Source organism: Streptomyces chisholmiae, assembly GCF_031845445.1.
Classification (GTDB): domain Bacteria; phylum Actinomycetota; class Actinomycetes; order Streptomycetales; family Streptomycetaceae; genus Streptomyces; species Streptomyces chisholmiae.
Genome location: NZ_JAVREO010000026.1, coordinates 38166 through 58426 on the forward strand (window position 1 = coordinate 38166; position 20261 = coordinate 58426).

A 20261-nucleotide genomic window follows, 5' to 3' on the forward strand; every position below is an offset into this window, starting at 1 on the left:
CGGCGGCCGGGGGCGTCACTCCACGGTGAAGCCGAGGAGGCTGCCCGGGCCCTCCTCGCCCGCGGCGTCGGTGCCGCCGCCGGCGAGCAGCCGCAGCTCGTCCGGCTCGGCGCCGGGCAGCACGGCCAGTGGCGCCGGCAGCTCGCCGGCCAGCAGCTCCTGCGGTGCGCCGGCCAGCTCGGCGCCGGCCAGCGGAAGGCGCCACAGGCTCGGGCCCACCGTCGATGGCACCCAGAGCGAGCCGGCCACCAGGGCCAGCCCGGCCGGCTCGACCTCGTCCGTGGTCCAGCTGTGCAGCGCGTCGCCGCCGGCGGAGCCCGGCGCGTTGGAGGCCACCTCGACCGTCCCCTCCGCGGTGCGGCTGACCGACCAGAGCAGCTCGGTTCGCTCGTCCCAGGCCATGCCCAGCACCTCGGGGTGTCCCCGCGAGTAGATCGGGGAGCCCTGGCTGAGCTGGTCGTCCGGGACGGAGCCGTCCGGCTCCAGGCGCAGGATCTTGCCGGCCGGGGAGTCCGGGTCGTCGGCCAGCCCGGCCTCGCCGGCGTCCCCGGTGCCGACGTAGAGCATCCCGTCCGCGCCGAAGGCGAGCACCCCGCCGTTGCGTTGGTCACCACGCGGCAGGGGGGCGGCCACGTTGCGGAGGACGTTGCTCCCGCTGCCGCCCAGTTGGGCGCCGGGCTCGGCATCCGGCTGGTAGAGGTAGCGGTAGAGCTGGTTGCCGTCGGCGCCGCTGTAGAAGGCGTAGATGCCGTCGCCGTTCCCGCCGTCGCCCTCGAAGGCGGGGTCGACCGCGAGGCCGAGCAACTCCCCGGCGTTGTTCCCCGTCAGGCCGCTCACCTGGCCGAAAGGCGTCACCTCGCCGGCCGGCGTCACCCGGGTCAACGCACCGGTGGTGCGGGCGCCGACCAGCAGGTCGCCGTCGGGCAGCCGCGCCACGCAGCAGGCGTCGTCCAGCCCTTCGACGGGCGCGCCGGCGGGCGTGGCCGCGCCGGTGGCCGGCGCCGGCGGCGCGGTCTCCTCCGGGGGCGGCTCCTCCGCGGCCGGCTCCTCGCTCGGGCCCCCGGCCTGGCCGTCGGTCCCGCCGGTGTCCGAGGTCTCGGGGTCCGTGGGCTGGGAGGCGGCGCGGTCGGCGGCCGGGCCGCCCGCGCAGCCGGCCAGCAGTGCGGCCCCGGCCGTGGCGGCGAGCAGCGCGCGCGCCAACGGCCGCCGGCGCCCGGCGCGTTCACCCATCAGCTGCCGTTCCTTCCGTCACACCCCGGGACGCCCGCCGGCGCCCGCGCGCACCGCCCGGCGCCTCAGATCGCCATCCCGTAGATGATGGTGAACAACGTGCCCAGCGAGCCGATGATGAAGATGCCGGTCAGCCCGGCCACGATCAGGCCCTTGCCCTGCTCGGCGCTGAAACTGTCCCGCATGGCCGTGGACCCGATCCGCTGCTTGGCCGCGCCCCAGATCGCGATGGCCATGCAGATCAGGATGGCCAACGCCATGATGACCTGGATCAACGTCCTGGCCTCGTTGCCCACCGCGGCGAACGGCCCCCAGTCAGGGGCGATGCCGCCGATGATGTTGGTGATGTCGTCTTCTTCCGCCGCTAGGAGCATTCGAACTCACCGCCTCACTCGCTCTCTTGTCCCCTCCTCATCGGATTGTGCCACGCCCCGCCGACAGCCGAGTCCGGATGGTGACGACCGTTCACCGGCCCGGCGCTCGGCGGCGGCCCGGGCCAAGTCCCGCCCGGGGGCGCGGACATCGGGTCCTGGCCCGCCGCTTTGGCCGGATCTCGCCAGCCGGGGGCCGGGGTTGACGCAAAACCGTGCCCTGGGCGCGTTCTCCGGATCACAACCGGCGGAAGACCGGACGCTCGGCCGGCAACCCATGTCACCATCGAACGAGCCGGCGAGTGGCGCCGGTCGGCGACGTGACCGCCGTTCCCGGCCAGCCGGGTCGCGGTGGTCCTGGCGCCGGCTCCAGGGGAACGTGCGGAGAAGGGGCGGACGATGCGCCGGGTCGTACTGGTGGTCGGTGCCGGCTTCGGGGTGCTGCTGGCCTTCGTCGGCTTCCTGGTGATCGGGGTCTACGGGACCGCCGCCGACCTGTTCGGCGGCTCCGGCCGGCCGGGCGGCGGGGACGGGCGCCTCGCGCCGAACACCGTGCCCCCCGAGTACGCGGACCTCGTGCAGCAGTACGGCAACACCTGCCCGGAGCTGTCCCCGGCCATCCTGGCGGCGCAGCTCAGCCAGGAGAGCGGCTGGCGCCCGGACGCCCAGAGCCACGCGGCGGCGCAGGGCATCGCGCAGTTCATCCCGGGCACCTGGGCCACCCACGGGCTGGACGCCAACGGCGACGGGGTGGCCGATGTCTGGGACCCGGAGGACGCGATCCCCTCGGCCGCCGCCTACGACTGCGCGCTGGCCGGCTACGTGGCCGACGTGCCGGGCGACCCGGTGGACAACATGCTGGCCGCCTACAACGCCGGCCCGTACGCGGTGATCAGGTACAACGGCGTCCCCCCGTACGAGGAGACGCAGAACTACGTGCGGATCATCCGCGCCGCCGAGGCCGGCTTCGCCGCGCCGCCCGAGGAGGCGGAAGACGTCCGGCTGCCCCCGTTGGAGCAGGCCGCCGGCGCCGTGACCTTCGCCCAGGAGCACCTGGGGACGCCCTACCTGTGGGGCGGCGACGGCACCCCGGAGGACGACGGCCGGTTCGACTGCTCCGGCCTGACCAAGGCGGCCTACGAGTCGGTCGGCATCGAGCTGCCGCGGGTGGCCAACGACCAGTGGACGGTCGGACCGCACCCGTCCCGCGACGAGCTGCTCCCGGGCGACCTGGTGTTCTTCGCCACCGACCTGAACGATCCGCGGAGCATCAACCACGTCGGCATCTACGTCGGCGGCGGCTACATGATCAACGCGCCCTACACGGGGGCGACCATCCGCTTCGACCCGATCGACACCGCCGGCTACTACGGCGCCACCCGGCCCTCGGCCAGCTGACCGGGCCGGCGGCGACGCTCGGCCGCTCGTCGCCGGTGGCTGTCCCATGCCCCCGGCATGGTCACTCTCGGCAGGGCTTTGGCCAGTGATACCGCGCTGAGCTGCGGCAACGCGTTGCTGTTCGATAACGCTGTGGCCGGCATTCCGTGGACGTCGGCACTCCGGGGGAGGCAATGGGCGTTACCTGTACCGAACAGGGGCTCCTCCTCCCCGCCCACCCTGGCGGGGTCCCCCACCGCACGAAGGGGCCGCACGGCAGATGGCTGAACTCGACGATCCAGACTTTGAGTTGGACGTGCTCTACGGGGTGAACGGCCTCGCGGACGGGTTGCCTGGCTGGGCGCGTTCCGCGGTGACCCTGGTGGGGGAGTGGGGCCTGCCGCTGGTGCTGGTGGGGCTCGTCCTCGTCGCCTGGCTGCTGGTGCGCCGGCGTCCGGACGCGGCGCAGGCGGTGCCCGGCTGCCTCTGGGCGCTGCTGGCCGCCGGCGTCACCTGCCTGGCCAACGTCCCGATCCGCTCGTTCGTCGCCCGTTCCCGGCCGCACGAGAACCACCCGGACCTCACGGTGCTGATCCCGGAGAAGGACGGCTACTCCTTCGTCAGCGACCACGCCGGGGTGGCGATGGCCATCGCGGTGGGACTCTTCCTGGTGCACCGCACGCTGGGGCTGCTGGCGCTGGCCCTGGCGCTGGCCCAGGGGGTGGCCCGGGTGGTGCTGGGCGTGCACTACCCGACGGACGTGGTCGGCGGCTACGCGCTCGGCATGGCCGTCGCGCTGCTGCTGGCGCCGTTGGCGCTGGCCGCGTTGACGCCGCTGGTCCGGCTGGGTGCCGGGACCCGCTGGCTGGGCTGGCTCCTCGGGCCGAGCGGCACGGCGGCCTCGCGCCTGGCCGGCGGGAACGCGGCCGTCGGCCGGGGCCCGGCCCAGCCGGCGGGTACCGGCCGGCCGGCGCGGAGCGGCTGACGGCCGAGCCCCGGCCGCGTCCCGGACGCGCGCCGGCGCCGGTGTGGTCAGGCGGGGAAGCGGTGCCCCAGGTGGGCGGCGGCCTCGGTCCTGGCCAGCGGCCGGGAGCGGCGGGCCGGACTGGACCAGCCGCAGCTGCACCGGGCGGCCAGGAACGGTCCGCGTTCGAGCAGCTCCATCCGGTGGCCGCCGGCGGCGTCGGGCGGGGAGATCGACGGCTGGCCCGGCTCGTCCCCGCGGTTGTTCACCCCACTACCGTAACGGGCCCGCGCGGACCTCGTTAGTCGGTCGTCGGAACGGTCGGCGGTGCGGCGAGGAGCCCGGGGTGCCAGGGGGTCCATGGTGGTGTGGCGGTGGGCGTCCGCGCTGGGCTGGGGCGGGTTGCTGGTGGTGGTGCTGGCGGTCAGCGGGTGCTCCGGCACCGGCTCGGCGGCCTCCGACGGATCGGCCGGGGACGATCCGCTGACCCGGGTCCGGCAGGCGGCCGACCAGCTGGTCGAGGCCGGCAGCTCCCGGGCCCGCACCGCGATGCGGATGGCCTCCGGCGGCACCCAGCTGACCATCCACGGCGAGGGCGCCTTCGACTACACCCGCGGGCTCGGCGAGCTGAGCGTGAGCCTGCCGCCCGATCCGGGCGGGGCCCGGAGCCCGGGGCCGGTCACCGAGGTCTTCGCGCCGGGTGAACTCTTCATGAAGAACCGGGGCGCCGGGGTGCCGGCCGACAAGTGGGTGCGGGTCGAGGTGGCCGGCGTCCCCGACGGGAACCTGGTGACGGGCGGGGCGACGGACCCGATCACCGCCGTCGAGCTGCTGCGCGGGGCGCGGCGCGCGGACGACCTGGGGGAGGCGAGCTTCGACGGCGAGCCGGTGCGGCACTACCGGGGGGTGGCGGACATCGCGGTGGCGGCCGAGGTGGCGCCCGCGGCCCCCACCAGGGAGCAGCTGGCCGCCGCCGTGGCCGGCTTCACCAGCACCGAGGTGCCGTTCGACGCCTATCTGGACGAGGCCGGGGCGCCGCGCCGGGTGCAGCACCGGTTCAGCCTGGCGCAGGGCGTGCGGGCGGTGGAGGTGACGTCCACGGTGACGCTCTTCGGCTTCGGGGTCGCCGTGGAGGTGACGCTGCCCGAGCCGGCGGACGTCTACTGGGGCGCCGTCGCCTGACCGCCGGCCGGCCGCCGTCAGGTGCGCAGCATCCGGGCGATGGCCGCCGTGGCCTCCTCGACCTTGGCGTCGATCTCCGGGCCGCCCTCCCGGGCCGCGTGCGCCACGCAGTGCCGCAGGTGCTCCTCCAGCAGCTGGAGGGCGAAGGACTGGAGCGCTTTGGTGGAGGCGGAGACCTGCGTCAGTATGTCGATGCAGTAGACGTCCTCCTCGACCATCCGCTGGAGGCCGCGGATCTGCCCCTCGATGCGGCGCAGCCGCTTCAGGTGGGCGTCCTTGTCCTTGCTGTAGCCGTGCGGACCCGGCTGGGGCTGCTCGGCGGAGCCCTCCTCGCCGGCCGCGCCGTGGTCGGCGATCGTCTCTACCGTGGTCATAGCGCCGCCTTCTGCTCATATACCCCTGACGGGTATAGCGTAACGAATCGTCCGCCAACCAGGCACTATCGTGCACCTCGTCGGCAACCTGACCGTCCTGTCTGATTCATTTGCTATTCACTTTTGACCGTAAGCCGATTCACCTGATCAACCTACTTTCGGGTGGAGACGGTTCACGGGAAGGAGTCGAACGACAGTGAAGCTTTCGCGCACGAGCGGGCGGCGGGCGCTCAGCCTGGGTGCCGCGCTGGCGGCGGGCGCCCTGGTCCTCACTGGCTGTGGCTCGGACGACAACTCCGGACTCCCGGGAGCGGTGGACTTCTCCGTCGACGACCTGCGCTGCGGCCCCGCCGGGACGCTGCTGGCCTCCGGATCGAGTGCCCAGGCCAACGCGATGGAGGTCTGGGTGAACACCTACCAGGCCAATTGTGAAGGAAGCCAGATCAACTACAAGGCGACCGGCTCCGGCGCCGGCGTCCAGGAGTTCCTCCAGGGCACCACCGCCTTCGCCGGCTCCGACTCGCTGCTGTCCGAGGGCGAGGTGGCCGAGTCCCGCCGCGTCTGCCGCGACGACGGCCGCGCCATCCACCTGCCGATGGCCGCCGGCCCGATCGCGCTGGGCTACAACCTGCCGGGCGTCCCCGAGCTGAACCTGGACGCCGACACCCTGGCCCAGGTCTTCGACTCCCGGATCACCCGCTGGAACGACCCGGCGATCGCCGCGCTCAACCCGGGCGTCGAGCTGCCCGACCTGGCGATCACCCCGTTCCACCGTTCGGACGGCTCCGGCACCACCGAGAACCTCACCAGCTACCTGCACGCCTCGGCGCCCGAGTCCTGGCCCTACGAGCCGGACAAGGCCTGGCGCGGGCACGGCGGGCAGTCCGCCGACGGCTCCTCCGGGCTGGTCGGCATGGTGCAGCAGAACGTCGGCGCCATCGCCTACTTCGAGCTGTCCTACGCGCACCAGAACGGCCTGGACACCGTCCGGATCGACACCGGCGCCGACGAGCCGGTGGCGGCCACGGTGGACAACTCCTCCAACGCCATCGCCGAGGCCGAGGTCGTCGGCGAGGACGGCGACCTGGCCCTGGAGCTGGACTACGCGACCCGCGAGGAAGGCGTCTACCCCATCGTGCTGGTCACCTACGAGATCGTCTGCGACACCGGGAACGACCCGGCCACCACCGAGCTGACCAGGGCCTTCCTTGAGTACACCGCCGGCGAGGAGGGCCAGCGGGCGCTGGCCGAGATCGACTACGCGCCGATCTCGGACGACATCATCGAGCAGGTGCGCGACCGCGTCGAGGCGATGGACCGAGGCCAGGGATGACCAGCAACGACACGACGACCTCCCCGCCCACCCCTCCGAGCACGGGCGGCGGGCAGCGCACCGTCCGGCTGGGTGACCGGGTCTTCAGCAACCTCGCCAAGGGCTCCGGCATCGTGCTGCTGGCGATCATGGCCGCCATCGCGGTCTTCCTCGCCATCCGCGCGGTGGTCGCCATCCGGGCCAACGACGGCAACTTCCTCACCACCTTCGCCTGGGACGCCAACGCCGACCCGCCGTACTTCGGCATCGCGGTGCTGCTCTTCGGCACCGTGGTCAGCTCGGTGATCGCGATGGCGCTCGCCGTGCCGGTCGCGGTCGGTATCGCGCTGTTCCTCTCGCACTACGCGCCGCGCCGGCTGGCCACCCCCATCGGTTACCTGGTGGACCTGCTGGCCGCCGTGCCCAGCATCATCTACGGCCTGTGGGGCGCGCTCTTCCTGGTGCCCAGGATGACCGGACTCTACGACTGGCTGGACGACTACTTCGGCTGGACCGGGGTCTTCGCCTACGACGGCAGCCCCGCCAGGTCCCTGATGACGGTGGGCATCCTGCTGGCCGTGATGATCCTGCCGATCATCACCTCGGTCACCCGCGAGGTCTTCCAGCAGACGCCCAAGGCGCACCAGGAGGCCGCGCTCGCGCTCGGCGCCACCCGCTGGGAGGTGATCCGGGTGACCGTGCTGCCCTTCGGCCGGTCCGGCGTGATCAGCGCCTCGATGCTGGGCCTGGGCCGCGCCCTCGGGGAGACGATGGCGGTGGCCACCGTGCTCTCGCCGAGCTTCCTGATCAACGCCTCCGTGCTGGAGTCCGGCGGCGGCACCTTCGCGCAGAACATCGCCAGCCAGTTCAAGGAGGCCGGCTCGATGGGCCGGGACGCGCTGATCGCCTCCGGACTGGTGCTCTTCCTGCTGACCCTGCTGGTCAACGGCGCCGCCCGGCTGATCATCGCCCGCCGCAAGGAGTACTCGGGGGCCAACGCATGAGCCAGACCACCTCGGAACCCACCCGCGTCACCGCCGACCTCCGGCCCAAGACGCTGCGCCCGCCGCGGCTGCCCCGCTGGTCGCTGGCCGCGCTGCTGCTCGGCTCCGCCGCCGTGGGGGTGGCCGCCGGGCTGCTCGGCGGCCTGGAGAGCCGCCTCCAGTGGGGGCTGATCGCCGCCCTGGTCTTCGTGGTCACCCGGTTCGTGCTGACCAGCGCCGTCGAGGGCCGCCGGCAGGCCGTGGACCGGCTGGCCGCCACCCTGGTGTGGGCCAGCTTCGTGGTGGCCGTGCTGCCCCTGGCCTCGCTGCTGTGGGAGACCATCGCCCGGGGCGCCCCCGGCGTCGACTGGTACTTCCTGACCCACTCCATGAACGGCGTGCTCAGCTGGCAGGACGGCGGCGGCATCTACCACGCGCTGCTCGGCACCCTCCAGCAGGTCGCGCTGGCCTCGCTGCTGGCCATCCCGATCGGCCTGCTGACCGCCGTCTACCTGGTGGAGTACGGCCGGGGCCGGCTGGCGAAGGTCATCACCTTCTTCGTGGACGTGATGACCGGCATCCCCTCGATCGTGGCCGGCCTCTTCGTCCTCAGCCTGTGGATCATGATGCTGGACCTCGGCTACTCCGGCTTCGCCGGGTCGCTGGCGCTGGCCATCCTGATGATGCCGATCGTGGTCCGCTCCACCGAGGAGATGCTCAAGCTGGTCCCCGGCGAGCTGCGCGAGGCGTCCCTGGCGCTCGGCATCCCGAAGTGGCGCACCATCCTCAAGGTGGTGCTGCCCACCGCGATCGGCGGGATCACCACCGGGGTGATGCTGGCGCTGGCCCGGATCGCCGGCGAGACCGCGCCGATCATCCTGCTGGTGTTCGGCAACAACATGATCAACGCCAACGTCTTCGAGGGCGCCCAGTCCTCGTTGCCGCTCTATGTCTACGAGCAGTGGGCGTACGGCACCGAGTCCGCCTACGACCGTGCCTGGTCGGCGGCGCTGGTGCTGATCGCCCTGGTGATGCTGCTCAACCTGGTCGCCCGCGGCATCGCCCGCTGGAAGGCCCCCAAGACCGGTCGTTAGGAGAGGTGCCCCCCATGGCAAAGCGCATCGACGTCAGCGGGCTGACCGCCTACTACGGTGCCCACAAGGCGATCGAGGACATCTCGATGCATGTCGAGCCGGGCGCGGTGACCGCGTTCATCGGGCCCTCCGGCTGCGGCAAGTCCACCTTCCTCCGCACCCTCAACCGGATGCACGAGGTGACCCCGGGCGGCCGGGTGGAGGGCAAGGTCCTGCTGGACAACGAGGACCTCTACGGTCCCGGCGTCGACCCGGTCTCCGTGCGCCGCACCATCGGCATGGTCTTCCAGCGGCCCAACCCGTTCCCCACCATGTCGATCTACGACAACGTCGCCGCCGGCATCCGGCTCAACGGCGGCGGGCGGCGCAAGTCCGAGATGGACGACCTGGTGGAGCGCAACCTGCGCGGCGCCAACCTGTGGAACGAGGTCAAGGACCGGCTGGCCCGCCCCGGCTCCGGCCTCTCCGGCGGCCAGCAGCAGCGGCTCTGCATCGCCCGGGCCACCGCGGTGGCGCCGGACGTGCTGCTGATGGACGAGCCCTGCTCGGCGCTCGACCCGGTCTCCACGCTGGCCATCGAGGACCTGATCGACCAGCTCAAGTCCGAGTACACCATCGTGATCGTCACCCACAACATGCAGCAGGCGGCCCGGGTCTCCGACCGCACCGCCTTCTTCAACCTGGCGGCGATCGGCCAGCCGGGCAAGCTGATCGAGATCGACGACACCGAGCGGATCTTCTCCAACCCGTCGGTGCAGGCGACCGAGGACTACATCTCGGGTCGCTTCGGCTGACCGGCGGCCCACGCACGCCGCGGCGGCCCGCGGCCCCCTCCGGTCGAGGGGGCCACGGGCCGCCGGTCGTGCGGGTGGGATCAGGCGGTGCGGTAGGCGTCGATGATCGTCTGGACCAGCGCGTTGCCCGCGTCGTCCGTGGTCTCGGCGCGCAGCGAGACGCTGCCGCCGGCCGCCGGGCCGACGATCTCCACGGCGCCGTCCACGACCTCGACCGGCTCCCAGGTCTCCCCGCCGTCGGTGGAGAAGGAGACGGTCAGCGCGTCGGGGTGGTCCGCCGCCGCGCCCTCGACGGTCACCGGCACGGTCAACGCCTCGCCGGCCGGCGCGGTGCTGTCCAGCGCCAGCTCGGGGGAGTAGCGGACCGCGCTGTACGGCAGCTCCACCAGCTCCTCGTCGGAGGCCGCCGAGGTGAACGTGTAGGAGGCGGTGATCTCGGTGGACACACTGGTCAGCGGCGCGCCCCGGGAGACCGTGGTGACCAGCTCGTACTCCGCCTCGTCCGCCGGCACCTCGAACTCGACCCCGTCCAGCGGGTCGTTCGCGGTGGCGAACTCCTCGCCGTCGCGGTACAGCGTGGTGCTGCCCGACTCGTGGACGCCCCAGGACAGGTGCCCGGCGCCGTCGGTGTACGGGTTGATCCAGCCGTAGATCAGGTCACCCTCGCGGTAGAGCCCCTCGGCCGTGGTCGGGCCGAAGACGCCCACGTTGAACGTGAGGTCGTGGGTGCTGCCCGCCGGGTACTCGGTGGGCGGCGCGATACCGACCATGGCGCCCCAGATCTCGCCGACGTCCTGGAAGTACTCGGCGCCCCAGGCGGTGCCCTCCTGGAGGTGCAGTTCGACGCCGTACGGCAGCGGCTGGCTGATCCCGGACGCGAAGCCGAAGGACTCCGGGTAGACGAAGAGCACGCCGGTGGTGTCCGGCACCGAGGCGCCGATGGCGGCGTTCACCCGGGCGGTGTCGGCCAGGTCCAGGTGCTCGGTGAGCCCGGTGTAGAAGCCGTCCGGGTCGTGGTAGGCCGCCCGGTACTGGGCCAGCGTCTCCGGGTTCTCCCAGGTCGCGTTGGCGTGGCCGACGACCCGGCCGGGCTCCTCCTCGTCCAGCTGGGCGGTGTGGAAGCCGTCCGGCAGGCCGAAGGCGGCCCAGCCGGTGCTGATCAGCGACTCCCCGGTGGCCGGGTCGAGGACCTCGAAGCCGGCCGTCAGGTCGAGCAGCTCAGCCGCCTCGTCGTCCACCGTCCACTCGACGGGCCGGGCGTCCTCGGCGGCGGCGGTGAGGGTGGTGTCCTCGGTCAGCTCGACGACCGGCTCCACCAGCCAGTCCACGCCGGTGGGGTACTCGGCCCCCGCCGGCTGGTGGTAGAGCGAGATGTCCACCACGTACTCGCCCTCCGGCAGCCGCGCGGTGGCGGTGCCGTCGGTGCCGTACACGTCGTAGAGGTCCCAGGTCTCCAGGTTGACCGCCAGCGCGGGCACCTCGGCGGCCGGGGCGCCCGCGCGGTCGGTGGCCTCCACGGTGAGGGTGAACCTCTCCTCCTCGCGCTCGACCCCGCCTGCCGTGGTGACGGTGCTGCCGTCCTCGGCGGTGGCGGTCACGTAGAGCGAGTGCCCGCCGAACAGCTCGCCGGCCGCGGTGCTGGCGGTGGCCTCGACGGTCGCGGTGCCGCCGGCCGGGACGGTGACCTCGTCCGCGCCCAGCGTGAACAGGCCGTCGGGGGCCGGGCCGCCCTCCGGGTCCAGGCCCTCGGCGGTCAGCTGGAGGGTGACGTCCTCCTCGCCCAGGTTGCGGTACGTCAGCTCCCTGGTGACCGGCTCGGCGTCCTCGTGCGGGAACGGCACCGCGCCGAAGCTGAGGTTGCTCGGCTCGGCGATCACCCGCTGGGCGAGCGCCGCCGGCACGTCGATCCGCCCGCTGCCCTGCTGGAACGCGGAGTAGCCGGCGCCGGTGACGGCGGAGCCGGCCAGCACGGCCTTCAGCTGCTCGCCGGACAGCTCCGGGTTGGCCTGGGCCAGCAGCGCGGCGGCGCCGGAGACGTGCGGGGTGGCCATCGAGGTGCCGGAGATGGCCACGTGGGTGTCGTCGACCGGGGTGCCGTAGTCCCAGATCGCGGCGCCCTCGGCGCCCGCGGCGGCGATGTCCACGCCGGGCGCGGTGACGTCCGGCTTCAGCCCGCCGTCCCGGGTCCTGGGACCGACCGAGGAGAAGTCGGCCAGCGCGTCCGCGTCGTCCACCGCGCCCACGGTGAGGGCCGCGTCCGCGGTGCCCGGGCTGCCTATGGTGCCGGCGGCCGGGCCGCTGTTGCCGGCGGCGATCACGAAGAGCGCGTCGCTCTCGGCGGAGAGGGTGTTGACCGCCTCCTCCATCGGGTCGATCTCGCTGCCCGCGCCGCCGCCCAGGCTCATCGAGACGATGTCGGCGCCCTCGTCGACGGCCCACTGCATGCCCTCGATGATGTCGGCCTCGAAGCCGCTGCCGGAGTCGTCCAGCACCTTGCCGTTGATCAGGGCGGCGCCCGGCGCGACGCCGGTGTAGGCGCCGCCGGTGCCGGCGACCGTGGCGGCCACGTGGGTGCCGTGGCCGTCCCGGTCGGTGGCCGAGTCGGACTCGGAGAAGTTCTGCTCGGCGACGACCCGCTCGGCGCCGAGGTCCGGGTGTTCCTTGGCGATGCCGGTGTCCAGCACGGCCACCGTCACGCCGGTCCCGTCGAAGCCGCTCTCCCAGGCGTCGGGCGCGCCGATCTGCGGCACGCTGACGTCCAGCGACTTGGTGACCACGCCGTCCAGCGCGACCGAGGCGATGCCCGGTGCGGCGTCCAGTGTGCCGACGCCGTCGGCCGGCCGGGTCAGTTCGGCCCACAGCGCCGCCGCGTCCTCGGCGGCGACGGTCAGCGCCTCGCCGCCGACCGCCTCCAGCGTGGCGCCGACCTCCGGGTCGGCCTCGGTGAAGAGCGCCGCGGCCCCGCCCGCGGCGGCCGCCTCGGTGTACGAGACGATCAGCCGCAGCCCGTCCGCGGCGTGCTGGCGCTGCTCGGCGAGCGCGGTGACATCGAAGAGCCGGCGGTCCAGCGTGCCGTCCTGGATCAGCGGCAGCACGTCGGCCGGCAGCACCTGGACGCGGCCATCCAGGTCGAACGTGCGTACCGGGATGTCCTCCCGGCCCTCGGCCGGCAGCATCCCGGTGACCCGGCCGGTCGCGTCGAGCACCACCTGGTCGCCGGTGATCAGCGTGAGCCGCTCACCGCCGGCCCGCGCCTCGGCGACGGTGGGCAGCGTCTCGCCGGTCGCCCCGCCGGTCGCCTCGTCGGCGCCGGCCGAGGCCGCGAGCCCCGCCGTCATGGCCAGCGCCACGGCGGTGGCCGCGACGGCGGTCGTCCCCCGCCGGCGGCGGCGCCGCCGGCTGACCAGCTGTCGATCCCTATCGGATTCGAACCTCAACTGTCCCCCTGATGACAGAAGTTGGCAGGGGACGTCATTCATCCCCCCAACCGATCATCAACAGAGGGAAGCGGTCAGAACCACGATTGCAGGAGCGAACTCTGTGCGGGAATCGTGCTCAGTCGGTGACCGTGGCGTTCCGTGATCGGCGGAGGCCGGCCGCGGTCAGCCCACCACCAGGTGGACCAGCAGGTAGCAGAGCGCGGCCACCCCGCCGGCCGCCGGCATGGTGACGAACCAGCCCCGCACGATGTTCCCCGCCACCCCCCAGCGCACCGCGCTCAGCCGCTGGGTGGACCCGACGCCCATGATCGCCGAGGTGATCACGTGGGTGGTGGAGATCGGCGCGTGGAAGAAGTAGGAGGCCGTGTACAGCACCGAGGCCGCGGTCGTCTCGGCCGCGAAGCCCCGCGGCGGGTCCAGCTCGATGATCCGCCGGCCCAGCGTCCGCATGATCCGCCAGCCACCCGCGTAGGTGCCCAGCGAGAGCATCACCGCGCAGGAGATCTTCACCCAGATCGGGATGGCGTCGCTCTCGTCCTGGACGTCGGCGATCACCAGCGCCATCACCACCACGCCCATGGTCTTCTGCGCGTCCTGGAGGCCGTGCCCCAACGCCATCCCGGCCGCCGACACCGTCTGCGCCATCCGGAACCCGCGCTGCGCCCGGTGCGGGTTGGACCGCCGGAACGCCCAGAGGATGCCGACCATCACCAGGTAGCCGAGCACCAGGCCGATCAGCGGCGAGAGGAACATCGGCAGGATGATCTTGGTGAGCACCCCGTCCCAGTGCACCGTGGAACTGCCGGCCAGCGCGGCGCCGACCAGGCCGCCGAAGAGCGCGTGCGAGGAGGACGAGGGCAGCCCGTAGCGCCAGGAGACCAGGTTCCAGGCGATGGCCCCGACCAGGGCGGAGAAAAGGATTACCATGCCCTGTTTGCCGGTCGGGGTCGCGATCAGCCCCTCACTGACGGTCTTCGCCACCCCGGAGCCGAGGAACGCGCCGGCCATGTTCATCAGTGCCGCCATGCCCAGCGCCACCCGCGGGGTCAGCGCCCGGGTGGAGATGGAGGTGGCGATCGCGTTGGCGGAGTCGTGGAAGCCGTTGGTGTAGGTGAAGAAGAGGGCGACGCCGATGACGACGACCAGGGCGAAGGTCTCCACGGCGGGTTCAGGACTCCTTGACCACGATGGTCTCCACCGTGTTGGCGACCGACTCGAAGGCGTCGGCGGCCTCTTCCAGCACGTCCACGATCTGCTTGAGCTTCATCACCTCGATGGCCTCGAAGCCGCCGTTGAACAGCTGGGCGAGCAGCTTGCGGTGCACCTGGTCCGCCTGGTTCTCCAGCCGGTTGACCTCGATCCAGTACTCGTTGAGGTCCCGCATGGTCCGCAGCCTGGGCATCGCCTCGGCGGTCAGCTCGGCGGCCCGGCCGAGGACCTCTATCTGGCTCGCCACGCCCTTGGGCAGCTCGTCGATCTCGTAGAGGACCACCAGATCGACGGCCTCCTCCATGAAGTCCATGATGTCGTCGAGGAGCGAGGCCAGCCGGTAGATGTCCTCCCGGTCGAAGGGGGTGACGAACGACGAGTTCAGCTGGTGGAAGATGGCGTGCGTCACGTCATCGCCGGCGTGCTCGGCGGCCCGCATGCGTTCGCTGATCTCCACCCGCGTAGCACGGTCGGCGCCCAGCAGTTCCATCAGTAGTTTCGAGCCACTGAGCACATTGTCGGCCGCGGTGGCGAACAGCTCGTAGAAGCTGGTCTCCCTCGGCGTCAGGCGAAAGCGCACGGAAGTTTCCTCTGGCATTCAGTGGCTGTTGTCCCGTCGATGCTAAGGGCAGAAACCAGCCACGGCTAACCTGTCCGCGGGGCCGCTTCAGGTCAGCGGTTGCCGTTGTACGGGCCGTACGGGCCGTCGCTGCTGCTCCAGCCGCCACGGCCGCCGCCCCCGCCGCCGGAGACGGCGCGCACCGCCGGGCGCACGTCCACCAGGTAGACGATGGTGGCGACCGTGCCCACCAGCACCAGCAGCAGCATCGGAATGGCCAGCTGCACCGCCACCGAGACGCCGAGGATCACCAGCCAGAACGGCTTGGTCTGCTTGTCCGCCGCGCGGAACGCGTCCTCGCGCTGCAACGCCGCGTGGATCAGCGCGTATCCGCTCATCAGCAGCAGCGCGAGGAAGAGGTAGAACCACAGCGACATAAACGTCTCGTAAAACATACTCCGCCACCCACTGTGTCTGTTTGCGGTCTCTTTGCCGATGTGTCGTCTTCCACGCTACCGGCCGGGAGCCCTGGCCGGTAATGCCCGGGTTCCCGGCCGTTCACACCTCGTTGTTGACGCCTCGTCGCTTCGGCCGATCCGGCGGGGCGGTCAGTTCTTGGGCGGCATCTTCTTGGGCGCCCGGGTGGCGGTCCGGCGGTTGCCGTTGGCCCGCTTGGGCTTGGCCGGCTCGGCGGCGGCCTCGGCGGCCGGCTCGGTCGCGGTCGCGGTCTCGGTCGTGGTCGTGGTTCCGGCGACGGGCTCGGGCTTGGTCGCGGCCTCGGCCACAGGCTCCGTCTTCGGGGTCGCCGGCGCGGCGGCGGCCTCGGCGGCCGCGGCCTCCTCGGTCACCACGGCCGGCTCGGTGACCGGCTCGGCGGCAGCCGGGGCCGGCTCGCGCTCCACCCGCACCTCGGACCAGTCGTCCTCCGCCGCCCGCTCCTCGCCGCGCCGCCGCTCGACCACGGTCTTGCCGCGCTCGGCCAGCCCGTCGTACGTCTCCCGCGCCTTGACCGCGTACTCCAGCGCCAGCCCGACGCCGGTCAGCGCCGCGTGCTGGGCCCGCTCGCGCAGCTGCGGCAGCCGCTCGGGCGCCTCGGCGCGCAGCCGCTCCAGGGCGGCCGGCAGCTCGCGCAGCTTCTGCGCCGCCAGGTCGGCGGTGCCCGCCGCGACATAGAGCGGAGTGGAGTCGCTCAGGCTCTTCCGCAGGTCGTCGGTGATGGCCATGGTGGTCCTCCGGTTGCTTGTCAGTCGTGCTCGCCGCGGAACGAGGCGTAGATCTGGAGCAGCGCTTCCTTCTGCCGCTCGGACAGGGCCGGGTCGGCGAGCACCGCCTCCCGCACTCCGACCACCGGCGGCGGGGCGGCCTCGTCCGCCACCCGCTCGTCCAGGAAGCCGGCCTGCACGTACAGCGTCTCGGCCGAGATCCGCAGCGCCTTGGCGATCTGTTGCAGGATCTCCGCGCTCGGCCTGCGCAGCCCCCGCTCGATCTGGCTGAGGTAGGGGTTGGACACCCCGGCGGCGTCGGCCAGCTGTCGCAGCGACAGCTTGGCCTGCCGCCGCTGCTCCCGCAGGAACGCCCCCAGATCTCCCACCCCGAGTGAAGCCATGCCTCCAGCGTGCCGCAGCGTGCTAACTATTGCAAGCGACATGCTTGCTCCAGGCTGTGTTCGACGTCACCCGCCGGGGTTGCCCGGTGCGGCCGGCTCCGAGGTGGACCCCGCTGGTGACCGGGGTGCTGCGTGAGGGCGGCGGGGCGCGCGGCTGGTGGTGAGGCCGCGGCGTGCCGTTCGAGCGGGCCCGAACGGCACGCCGGCCGGGGCCAACCGGCCGCGCGTGGCGGCCGGTTGGCGTGGTCAGCTGGTCAGCTGGTCGGTTCGGTCAGTGCGCGGACGCGGGGGCTTCGGTCGGTTCGGCCGGTCCGTGCGCCGGGGTGGCGCGCGGCAGGCGGTCGAGGAGGGCGGCCACCTCGGCCGGCCTGAGTACGAAGCCGGCGTGGCTGGTGGTCAGGGTGTGCACGTCGTACGGGTTGTCCGGGGTCAGGGCGTCGGCCTCGGCGATCAGCCGGTCCTGCATGGCGATCGGCAGGGAGAGGTCCTCGGTGAGTCGGACGTAGCTCCGGGGGACCGTGCCCCAGGTGTCGACGTGGCCGCGCGCGTCGGACGTCATGACGGCGAGCGACTCGTCCGGTTGCAGGATGTTGAGGAAGGCGAGGAACTGCTCGTCGGTGCCGTCCGCCATCGTCGCCGCCTTGAGGGCGGCCAGCAGCTCCCGGTCCGCGGTCCGGTAGTTGGCCCGGCCGACGCCGAGTTGGCCGGGGTCGCCCACGTTCAGTCCGGCCAGCCTGGGGAGCAGGCTGGCGGCGAACTCGGGCTCCCCCATGTAGGCCACCGGGCTGGGGTGGGTCACGCAGGACCAGGCCGAGATGTAGACGAGCCGGCTCACCAGCTCGGGGACCTCGTTGGCCACTCCGGTGATGGTGGTGCCGCCCAGGCTGGCGCCGACCAGTACCACCGGGCCGTGGCCGGCCAGCCGGCGGACGACGTCGGTCACCTGGGCGACGTTGTCCGCCAGGGTGACCCCGGCCAGGGTCGACTCCTCGGCCGCCCAGGCGGCGAGGTCCTGCGGGGCCTGGTAGGCGACGGGGTACTGCGCGTCGAAGCCGTGTCCCGGCAGGTCGACGGCGTAGCTGCGGTGGCCGAGCAGCGCCAGCTCGCGCTGGATCGTGGCCCACATGAACGAGCTGGAGCCGGAGCCGTGCACGAGCACGAACGTGGGGCGCGCGCCGTCGGTCGGGCGCGGGTGGGTGGCGTGGTCAGGGGTGGCGGTCATGTGTGATGAGTCCTGTGGTCCGAGGCGGCGCGCGGGCGGGCCCGCGGGCGGCTGCCGGCACGGGATGGCACGGCGCGTCGCCGAGTCAGTGGTGAGACTGAGGTGCGTCGAGGAGAGGGGCCGGCGCCTGGGCGCGCGGAAGCGCGCCGGGCGGCCCGGGATCCGGGCGGCGACAGCGGTCAACCGGCGAGCGCCGGGCCCTCAGCGGCCAGCGGCGCGTGCGCCTCTCAGACGGTGCGGAGACGCACTCGGACGTACTGATAACACATGCGAACACAGTACTTCGGTAACGGCGTTGGCGGTACCCGGGCAGGGGCGCCGGACGGGCCCGAAATTATCACAGCGCTGTTATATTAGCGCTGTGACATCTTCCGATCCCACCGCGGTGCCCGACCCCTGGCGCCCGCTCCACCAGCTGGTGGCCGAGATGGAAGCCGAGATCGAGCAGGTCTACCTGGCCCGCGGTATCGAGGGCGTGCGGCCCAGGTTCGCCTATCCACTGATCCGGCTCGCCCACACCGGGCCACTGACCATCCGTGAGCTGGCCGCTTCCCTCGACCGTTCGCACTCGGCGATCAGCCAGACCGTGGCCGCCCTCCGCCGGGAGGGGCTGGTCAGCTCCGAGCCGGGGCCGGACGCCCGGACCCGGCGGATCGAGCTGACCGAGCGCGGCCGGTCGCTGATCCCGTTCCTGGAGGCCGAGTGGCGGGCCACCCACGCCACGGTCGCCGAGCTGGACGCCGAGATCCCGTACGCCCTGTCCACCGTCGTCGAGGAGCTGCGCCGCGCGCTGGAGCGCCGGTCGATGCGGCAGCGCATCACCGACCACCTGGTCGAGCCGCCGCGATGACCGCGCGGATCCGGTTCCTCGACACCCGGCCGCTGCGCGGCGGCCACGCCTTCCGGGACCTGTGGATCGGCGGCGCGCTCGCCGCGCTCGGCGGCCAGCTGGCCACCGTGGCGGTGCTGGCCCAGGTCTGGGAGCTGACCGGCAGCCCGATCGCCACCGGCACCATCGGGCTGGTCACCGGTCTGGCGATGCTGCTGTTCGGGCTGCTCGGCGGCACGCTGGCGGACGCCGTCGACCGCCGGGCCCTGGTGCGGGCCACCACCGCCGGGCAACTGCTCGCCGCGCTCGGCCTGTTCGGTCAGGCGCTGGCCGAGAACCGGAACGTGCCGCTGCTGCTCGCGCTGGTCGCCGTCGGGACCGGCTGCGGCGCGCTCGGGGCGCCGGCCCGGCGCACCTTCCCGGTCCGGCTGCTGCCGGCCGACCAGGTCGCGGCCGGGCTCGCGCTCAACAACCTCGCCTTCCAGGTGGCGATGTTGGCCGGCCCGGCGCTGGCCGGCGTGATCATCGCCGGCCGGGGTCTTCCGGCGGCCTTCGCCGGGCAGGCCGTCGCTGTCGCGGTCGCCCTGCTGGCGGTGGTCCGGCTGCCGGCGATGCCGCCGGGCGGCGCCGAGCGGCCGGGCGGCCGGCGGCGGCCGGAGCGTGGCGGCTGGCGGGTCGTGCTGCGCCGCCCGACGCTGTGGGGGTCGATGGCGACCGACCTGTCGGCGACCGTGCTGGCCATGCCGATCGCCCTCTTCCCCCTGGTCAACGAGGTGCGCTTCGACGGCGACCCGCGCACCCTCGGCCTCTTCCTCTCCGCCGTGGCGGTCGGTGGAATCACCGCCGGACTGTTCTCCGGCACGGTGACCCGCTGGCGCCGCGGCGGCCTGGTGCAGCTGACGGCGGCCGGCGTCTGGGGGCTGGCGCTGGCCGGCTTCGGGCTGGCCGGGCCGCTGTGGCTGGCCCTGGCCTGCCTGGCCGTGGCGGGTGCGGCGGACACCGTCTCGGTGGTCACCCGCGGCGCCCTGGTCCAGCTGGAGACGCCGGACGCGTTCCGCGGGCGGGTCTCGTCCGTCGAACACGTGATCGGTGTCGCCGGCCCCGAACTGGGCAACTTCCGGGGCGGGTTGCTGGCCTCCGTCACCTCGGCGCCGGTCGCCCTGGTGACCGGCGGCCTGTCCGCCGCGCTGGCGGTGGCGGCCGTGGCGGCGACCAACGGCCCGCTCCGCGCCTACCGCACCCCGGAGCCGGCGGAGGCCGCGGCGTCCGCGCCGGGCGGCGGGACCGGACCGGCGGCGGCCGAGGCCGACGAGTCGGTTCCGGCCGGCGGCGGCGCGGCGGCGCGGGCGAAGTCGCCGGCCGGCACGGTGCCCTCGGCCGGGGCCGCGGTGCCGCCGATGCCCGAACCGCACGTCGGTGCCGCCGAACCGGTCGGGCCGGACCCGGGGAACGCCTGACGGCGCGCCGGGCGTCGGCACGACCGGCCGGCGGTCGGTCGCGCCAGGCGTGTTGGCTGTGGCGGTTGTGCCGATCGTTCCGGTAGTTCCGGTAGTTCCGGTTGTGCCGGTATTCGGTGGTCCGGTCGGGTCGGACGTTCCGGTCTCCTGCGGGGGCAGACGTTCCGTGCGTTCCGGTTGTGCCGGACGTTCCGGCCGGTTCAGCGGTGAGCCGGCAGCGGTGACCCGCCAACCGTCAGCCGGTGGACGGTCCGCCGC

Annotated in this window: 20 protein-coding genes; 9 read left to right on the forward strand and 11 right to left on the reverse strand. The window is 73.1% G+C overall.

Annotation, left to right across the window (positions count from 1 at the left end):
* Positions 1–15 precede the first annotated feature (15 nt).
* Both RM844_RS29285 and RM844_RS29290 read right to left on the reverse strand, forming a co-directional pair.
* A complete protein-coding gene (locus tag RM844_RS29285) occupies positions 16–1230 on the reverse strand; it encodes a PQQ-dependent sugar dehydrogenase (protein WP_311670440.1) in 1215 nt (404 codons plus the stop codon).
* Positions 1231–1295: 65 nt separating this feature from the next.
* Entirely contained in the window at positions 1296–1604 is a 309-nt protein-coding gene (locus tag RM844_RS29290) for a hypothetical protein (RefSeq protein ID WP_311670441.1), read from the reverse strand.
* Between the two features lie 396 nt (positions 1605–2000).
* On the opposite strand from RM844_RS29290, the gene RM844_RS29295 reads away from it, so the two are divergent.
* Both RM844_RS29295 and RM844_RS29300 read left to right on the forward strand, forming a co-directional pair.
* On the forward strand, positions 2001–2999 hold the full coding sequence (locus RM844_RS29295) for a C40 family peptidase (RefSeq protein WP_311670442.1): 999 nt from the start codon (positions 2001–2003) through the stop codon (positions 2997–2999).
* A gap of 259 nt (positions 3000–3258) precedes the next feature.
* Positions 3259–3963 carry a phosphatase PAP2 family protein gene (locus RM844_RS29300; RefSeq protein ID WP_311670443.1) on the forward strand — a complete coding sequence of 235 codons (705 nt, stop codon included), beginning with the start codon at positions 3259–3261 and terminating at the stop codon, positions 3961–3963.
* A 47-nt stretch (positions 3964–4010) separates the two neighbouring features.
* On the opposite strand, the gene RM844_RS29305 is transcribed toward RM844_RS29300, so the two are convergent.
* Positions 4011–4211, reverse strand: a complete 201-nt coding sequence (locus RM844_RS29305) for a hypothetical protein (protein ID WP_311670478.1) — start codon at positions 4209–4211, stop codon at positions 4011–4013.
* Positions 4212–4302: 91 nt separating this feature from the next.
* Between RM844_RS29305 and RM844_RS29310 the strand changes: the two genes are divergently transcribed.
* Positions 4303–5124, forward strand: a complete 822-nt coding sequence (locus RM844_RS29310) for a hypothetical protein (RefSeq protein WP_311670444.1) — start codon at positions 4303–4305, stop codon at positions 5122–5124.
* A 17-nt stretch (positions 5125–5141) separates the two neighbouring features.
* On the opposite strand, the gene RM844_RS29315 is transcribed toward RM844_RS29310, so the two are convergent.
* Positions 5142–5498, reverse strand: a complete 357-nt coding sequence (locus RM844_RS29315; protein ID WP_311670445.1) for a metal-sensitive transcriptional regulator — start codon at positions 5496–5498, stop codon at positions 5142–5144.
* Positions 5499–5694: 196 nt separating this feature from the next.
* On the opposite strand from RM844_RS29315, the gene pstS reads away from it, so the two are divergent.
* Genes pstS through pstB form a run of 4 tightly spaced genes read left to right on the forward strand, consistent with a single transcriptional unit; the run spans position 5695 to position 9681 of the window.
* Positions 5695–6831 (forward strand): phosphate ABC transporter substrate-binding protein PstS, encoded by a 1137-nt coding sequence (gene pstS, locus RM844_RS29320; RefSeq protein ID WP_311670446.1) that lies wholly within the window; start codon positions 5695–5697, stop codon positions 6829–6831.
* Positions 6828–7814, forward strand: a complete 987-nt coding sequence (gene pstC / locus RM844_RS29325; RefSeq protein WP_311670447.1) for a phosphate ABC transporter permease subunit PstC — start codon at positions 6828–6830, stop codon at positions 7812–7814. Before pstS ends, pstC begins: the two co-directional genes overlap by 4 nt.
* Positions 7811–8887 (forward strand): phosphate ABC transporter permease PstA, encoded by a 1077-nt coding sequence (gene pstA / locus RM844_RS29330; RefSeq protein WP_311670448.1) that lies wholly within the window; start codon positions 7811–7813, stop codon positions 8885–8887. The genes pstC and pstA overlap by 4 nt, the downstream gene beginning before the upstream one ends.
* A gap of 14 nt (positions 8888–8901) precedes the next feature.
* Complete coding sequence (gene pstB / locus RM844_RS29335) at positions 8902–9681, forward strand: phosphate ABC transporter ATP-binding protein PstB (protein WP_311670449.1); 780 nt, start codon at positions 8902–8904, stop codon at positions 9679–9681.
* Between the two features lie 80 nt (positions 9682–9761).
* Here pstB and RM844_RS29340 read toward each other — a convergent pair whose 3' ends face one another.
* The 7 genes from RM844_RS29340 to RM844_RS29370 all read right to left on the reverse strand — a co-directional run bounded on the left by RM844_RS29340 (position 9762) and on the right by RM844_RS29370 (position 17717).
* Entirely contained in the window at positions 9762–13118 is a 3357-nt protein-coding gene (locus tag RM844_RS29340; protein WP_311670450.1) for a S8 family serine peptidase, read from the reverse strand.
* 165 nt (positions 13119–13283) lie between these two features.
* Positions 13284–14282 carry an inorganic phosphate transporter gene (locus tag RM844_RS29345; RefSeq protein ID WP_311670451.1) on the reverse strand — a complete coding sequence of 333 codons (999 nt, stop codon included), beginning with the start codon at positions 14280–14282 and terminating at the stop codon, positions 13284–13286.
* Between the two features lie 7 nt (positions 14283–14289).
* Positions 14290–14910 carry a DUF47 domain-containing protein gene (locus RM844_RS29350; protein WP_311670452.1) on the reverse strand — a complete coding sequence of 207 codons (621 nt, stop codon included), beginning with the start codon at positions 14908–14910 and terminating at the stop codon, positions 14290–14292.
* 92 nt (positions 14911–15002) lie between these two features.
* On the reverse strand, positions 15003–15344 hold the full coding sequence (locus RM844_RS29355; protein ID WP_394814625.1) for a DUF2516 family protein: 342 nt from the start codon (positions 15342–15344) through the stop codon (positions 15003–15005).
* 153 nt (positions 15345–15497) lie between these two features.
* Entirely contained in the window at positions 15498–16112 is a 615-nt protein-coding gene (locus RM844_RS29360) for a hypothetical protein (protein WP_311670454.1), read from the reverse strand.
* Positions 16113–16132: 20 nt separating this feature from the next.
* A complete protein-coding gene (locus RM844_RS29365; RefSeq protein ID WP_311670455.1) occupies positions 16133–16495 on the reverse strand; it encodes a helix-turn-helix domain-containing protein in 363 nt (120 codons plus the stop codon).
* Positions 16496–16766: 271 nt separating this feature from the next.
* On the reverse strand, positions 16767–17717 hold the full coding sequence (locus RM844_RS29370; protein ID WP_311670456.1) for an alpha/beta hydrolase: 951 nt from the start codon (positions 17715–17717) through the stop codon (positions 16767–16769).
* 361 nt (positions 17718–18078) lie between these two features.
* Between RM844_RS29370 and RM844_RS29375 the strand changes: the two genes are divergently transcribed.
* A complete protein-coding gene (locus RM844_RS29375; RefSeq protein WP_311670457.1) occupies positions 18079–18567 on the forward strand; it encodes a MarR family winged helix-turn-helix transcriptional regulator in 489 nt (162 codons plus the stop codon).
* On the forward strand, positions 18564–20003 hold the full coding sequence (locus RM844_RS29380; RefSeq protein WP_311670458.1) for an MFS transporter: 1440 nt from the start codon (positions 18564–18566) through the stop codon (positions 20001–20003). The genes RM844_RS29375 and RM844_RS29380 overlap by 4 nt, the downstream gene beginning before the upstream one ends.
* Positions 20004–20261 lie beyond the last annotated feature (258 nt).

Excerpts from the sequence above, each read along its gene's own strand:
- RM844_RS29285 (WP_311670440.1), bottom strand. The coding sequence starts at position 1,230 with ATGGGTGAACGCGCCGGGCGCCGGCGGCCGTTGGCGCGCGCGCTGCTC.
- RM844_RS29290 (WP_311670441.1), bottom strand. The coding sequence starts at position 1,604 with ATGCTCCTAGCGGCGGAAGAAGACGACATCACCAACATCATCGGCGGC.
- RM844_RS29295 (WP_311670442.1), top strand. The coding sequence starts at position 2,001 with ATGCGCCGGGTCGTACTGGTGGTCGGTGCCGGCTTCGGGGTGCTGCTG.
- RM844_RS29300 (WP_311670443.1), top strand. The coding sequence starts at position 3,259 with ATGGCTGAACTCGACGATCCAGACTTTGAGTTGGACGTGCTCTACGGG.
- RM844_RS29310 (WP_311670444.1), top strand. The coding sequence starts at position 4,303 with ATGGTGGTGTGGCGGTGGGCGTCCGCGCTGGGCTGGGGCGGGTTGCTG.
- RM844_RS29315 (WP_311670445.1), bottom strand. The coding sequence starts at position 5,498 with ATGACCACGGTAGAGACGATCGCCGACCACGGCGCGGCCGGCGAGGAG.
- pstC (WP_311670447.1), top strand. The coding sequence starts at position 6,828 with ATGACCAGCAACGACACGACGACCTCCCCGCCCACCCCTCCGAGCACG.
- pstA (WP_311670448.1), top strand. The coding sequence starts at position 7,811 with ATGAGCCAGACCACCTCGGAACCCACCCGCGTCACCGCCGACCTCCGG.
- pstB (WP_311670449.1), top strand. The coding sequence starts at position 8,902 with ATGGCAAAGCGCATCGACGTCAGCGGGCTGACCGCCTACTACGGTGCC.
- RM844_RS29355 (WP_394814625.1), bottom strand. The coding sequence starts at position 15,344 with ATGTTTTACGAGACGTTTATGTCGCTGTGGTTCTACCTCTTCCTCGCG.
- RM844_RS29360 (WP_311670454.1), bottom strand. The coding sequence starts at position 16,112 with ATGGCCATCACCGACGACCTGCGGAAGAGCCTGAGCGACTCCACTCCG.
- RM844_RS29365 (WP_311670455.1), bottom strand. The coding sequence starts at position 16,495 with ATGGCTTCACTCGGGGTGGGAGATCTGGGGGCGTTCCTGCGGGAGCAG.
- RM844_RS29370 (WP_311670456.1), bottom strand. The coding sequence starts at position 17,717 with ATGACCGCCACCCCTGACCACGCCACCCACCCGCGCCCGACCGACGGC.
- RM844_RS29380 (WP_311670458.1), top strand. The coding sequence starts at position 18,564 with ATGACCGCGCGGATCCGGTTCCTCGACACCCGGCCGCTGCGCGGCGGC.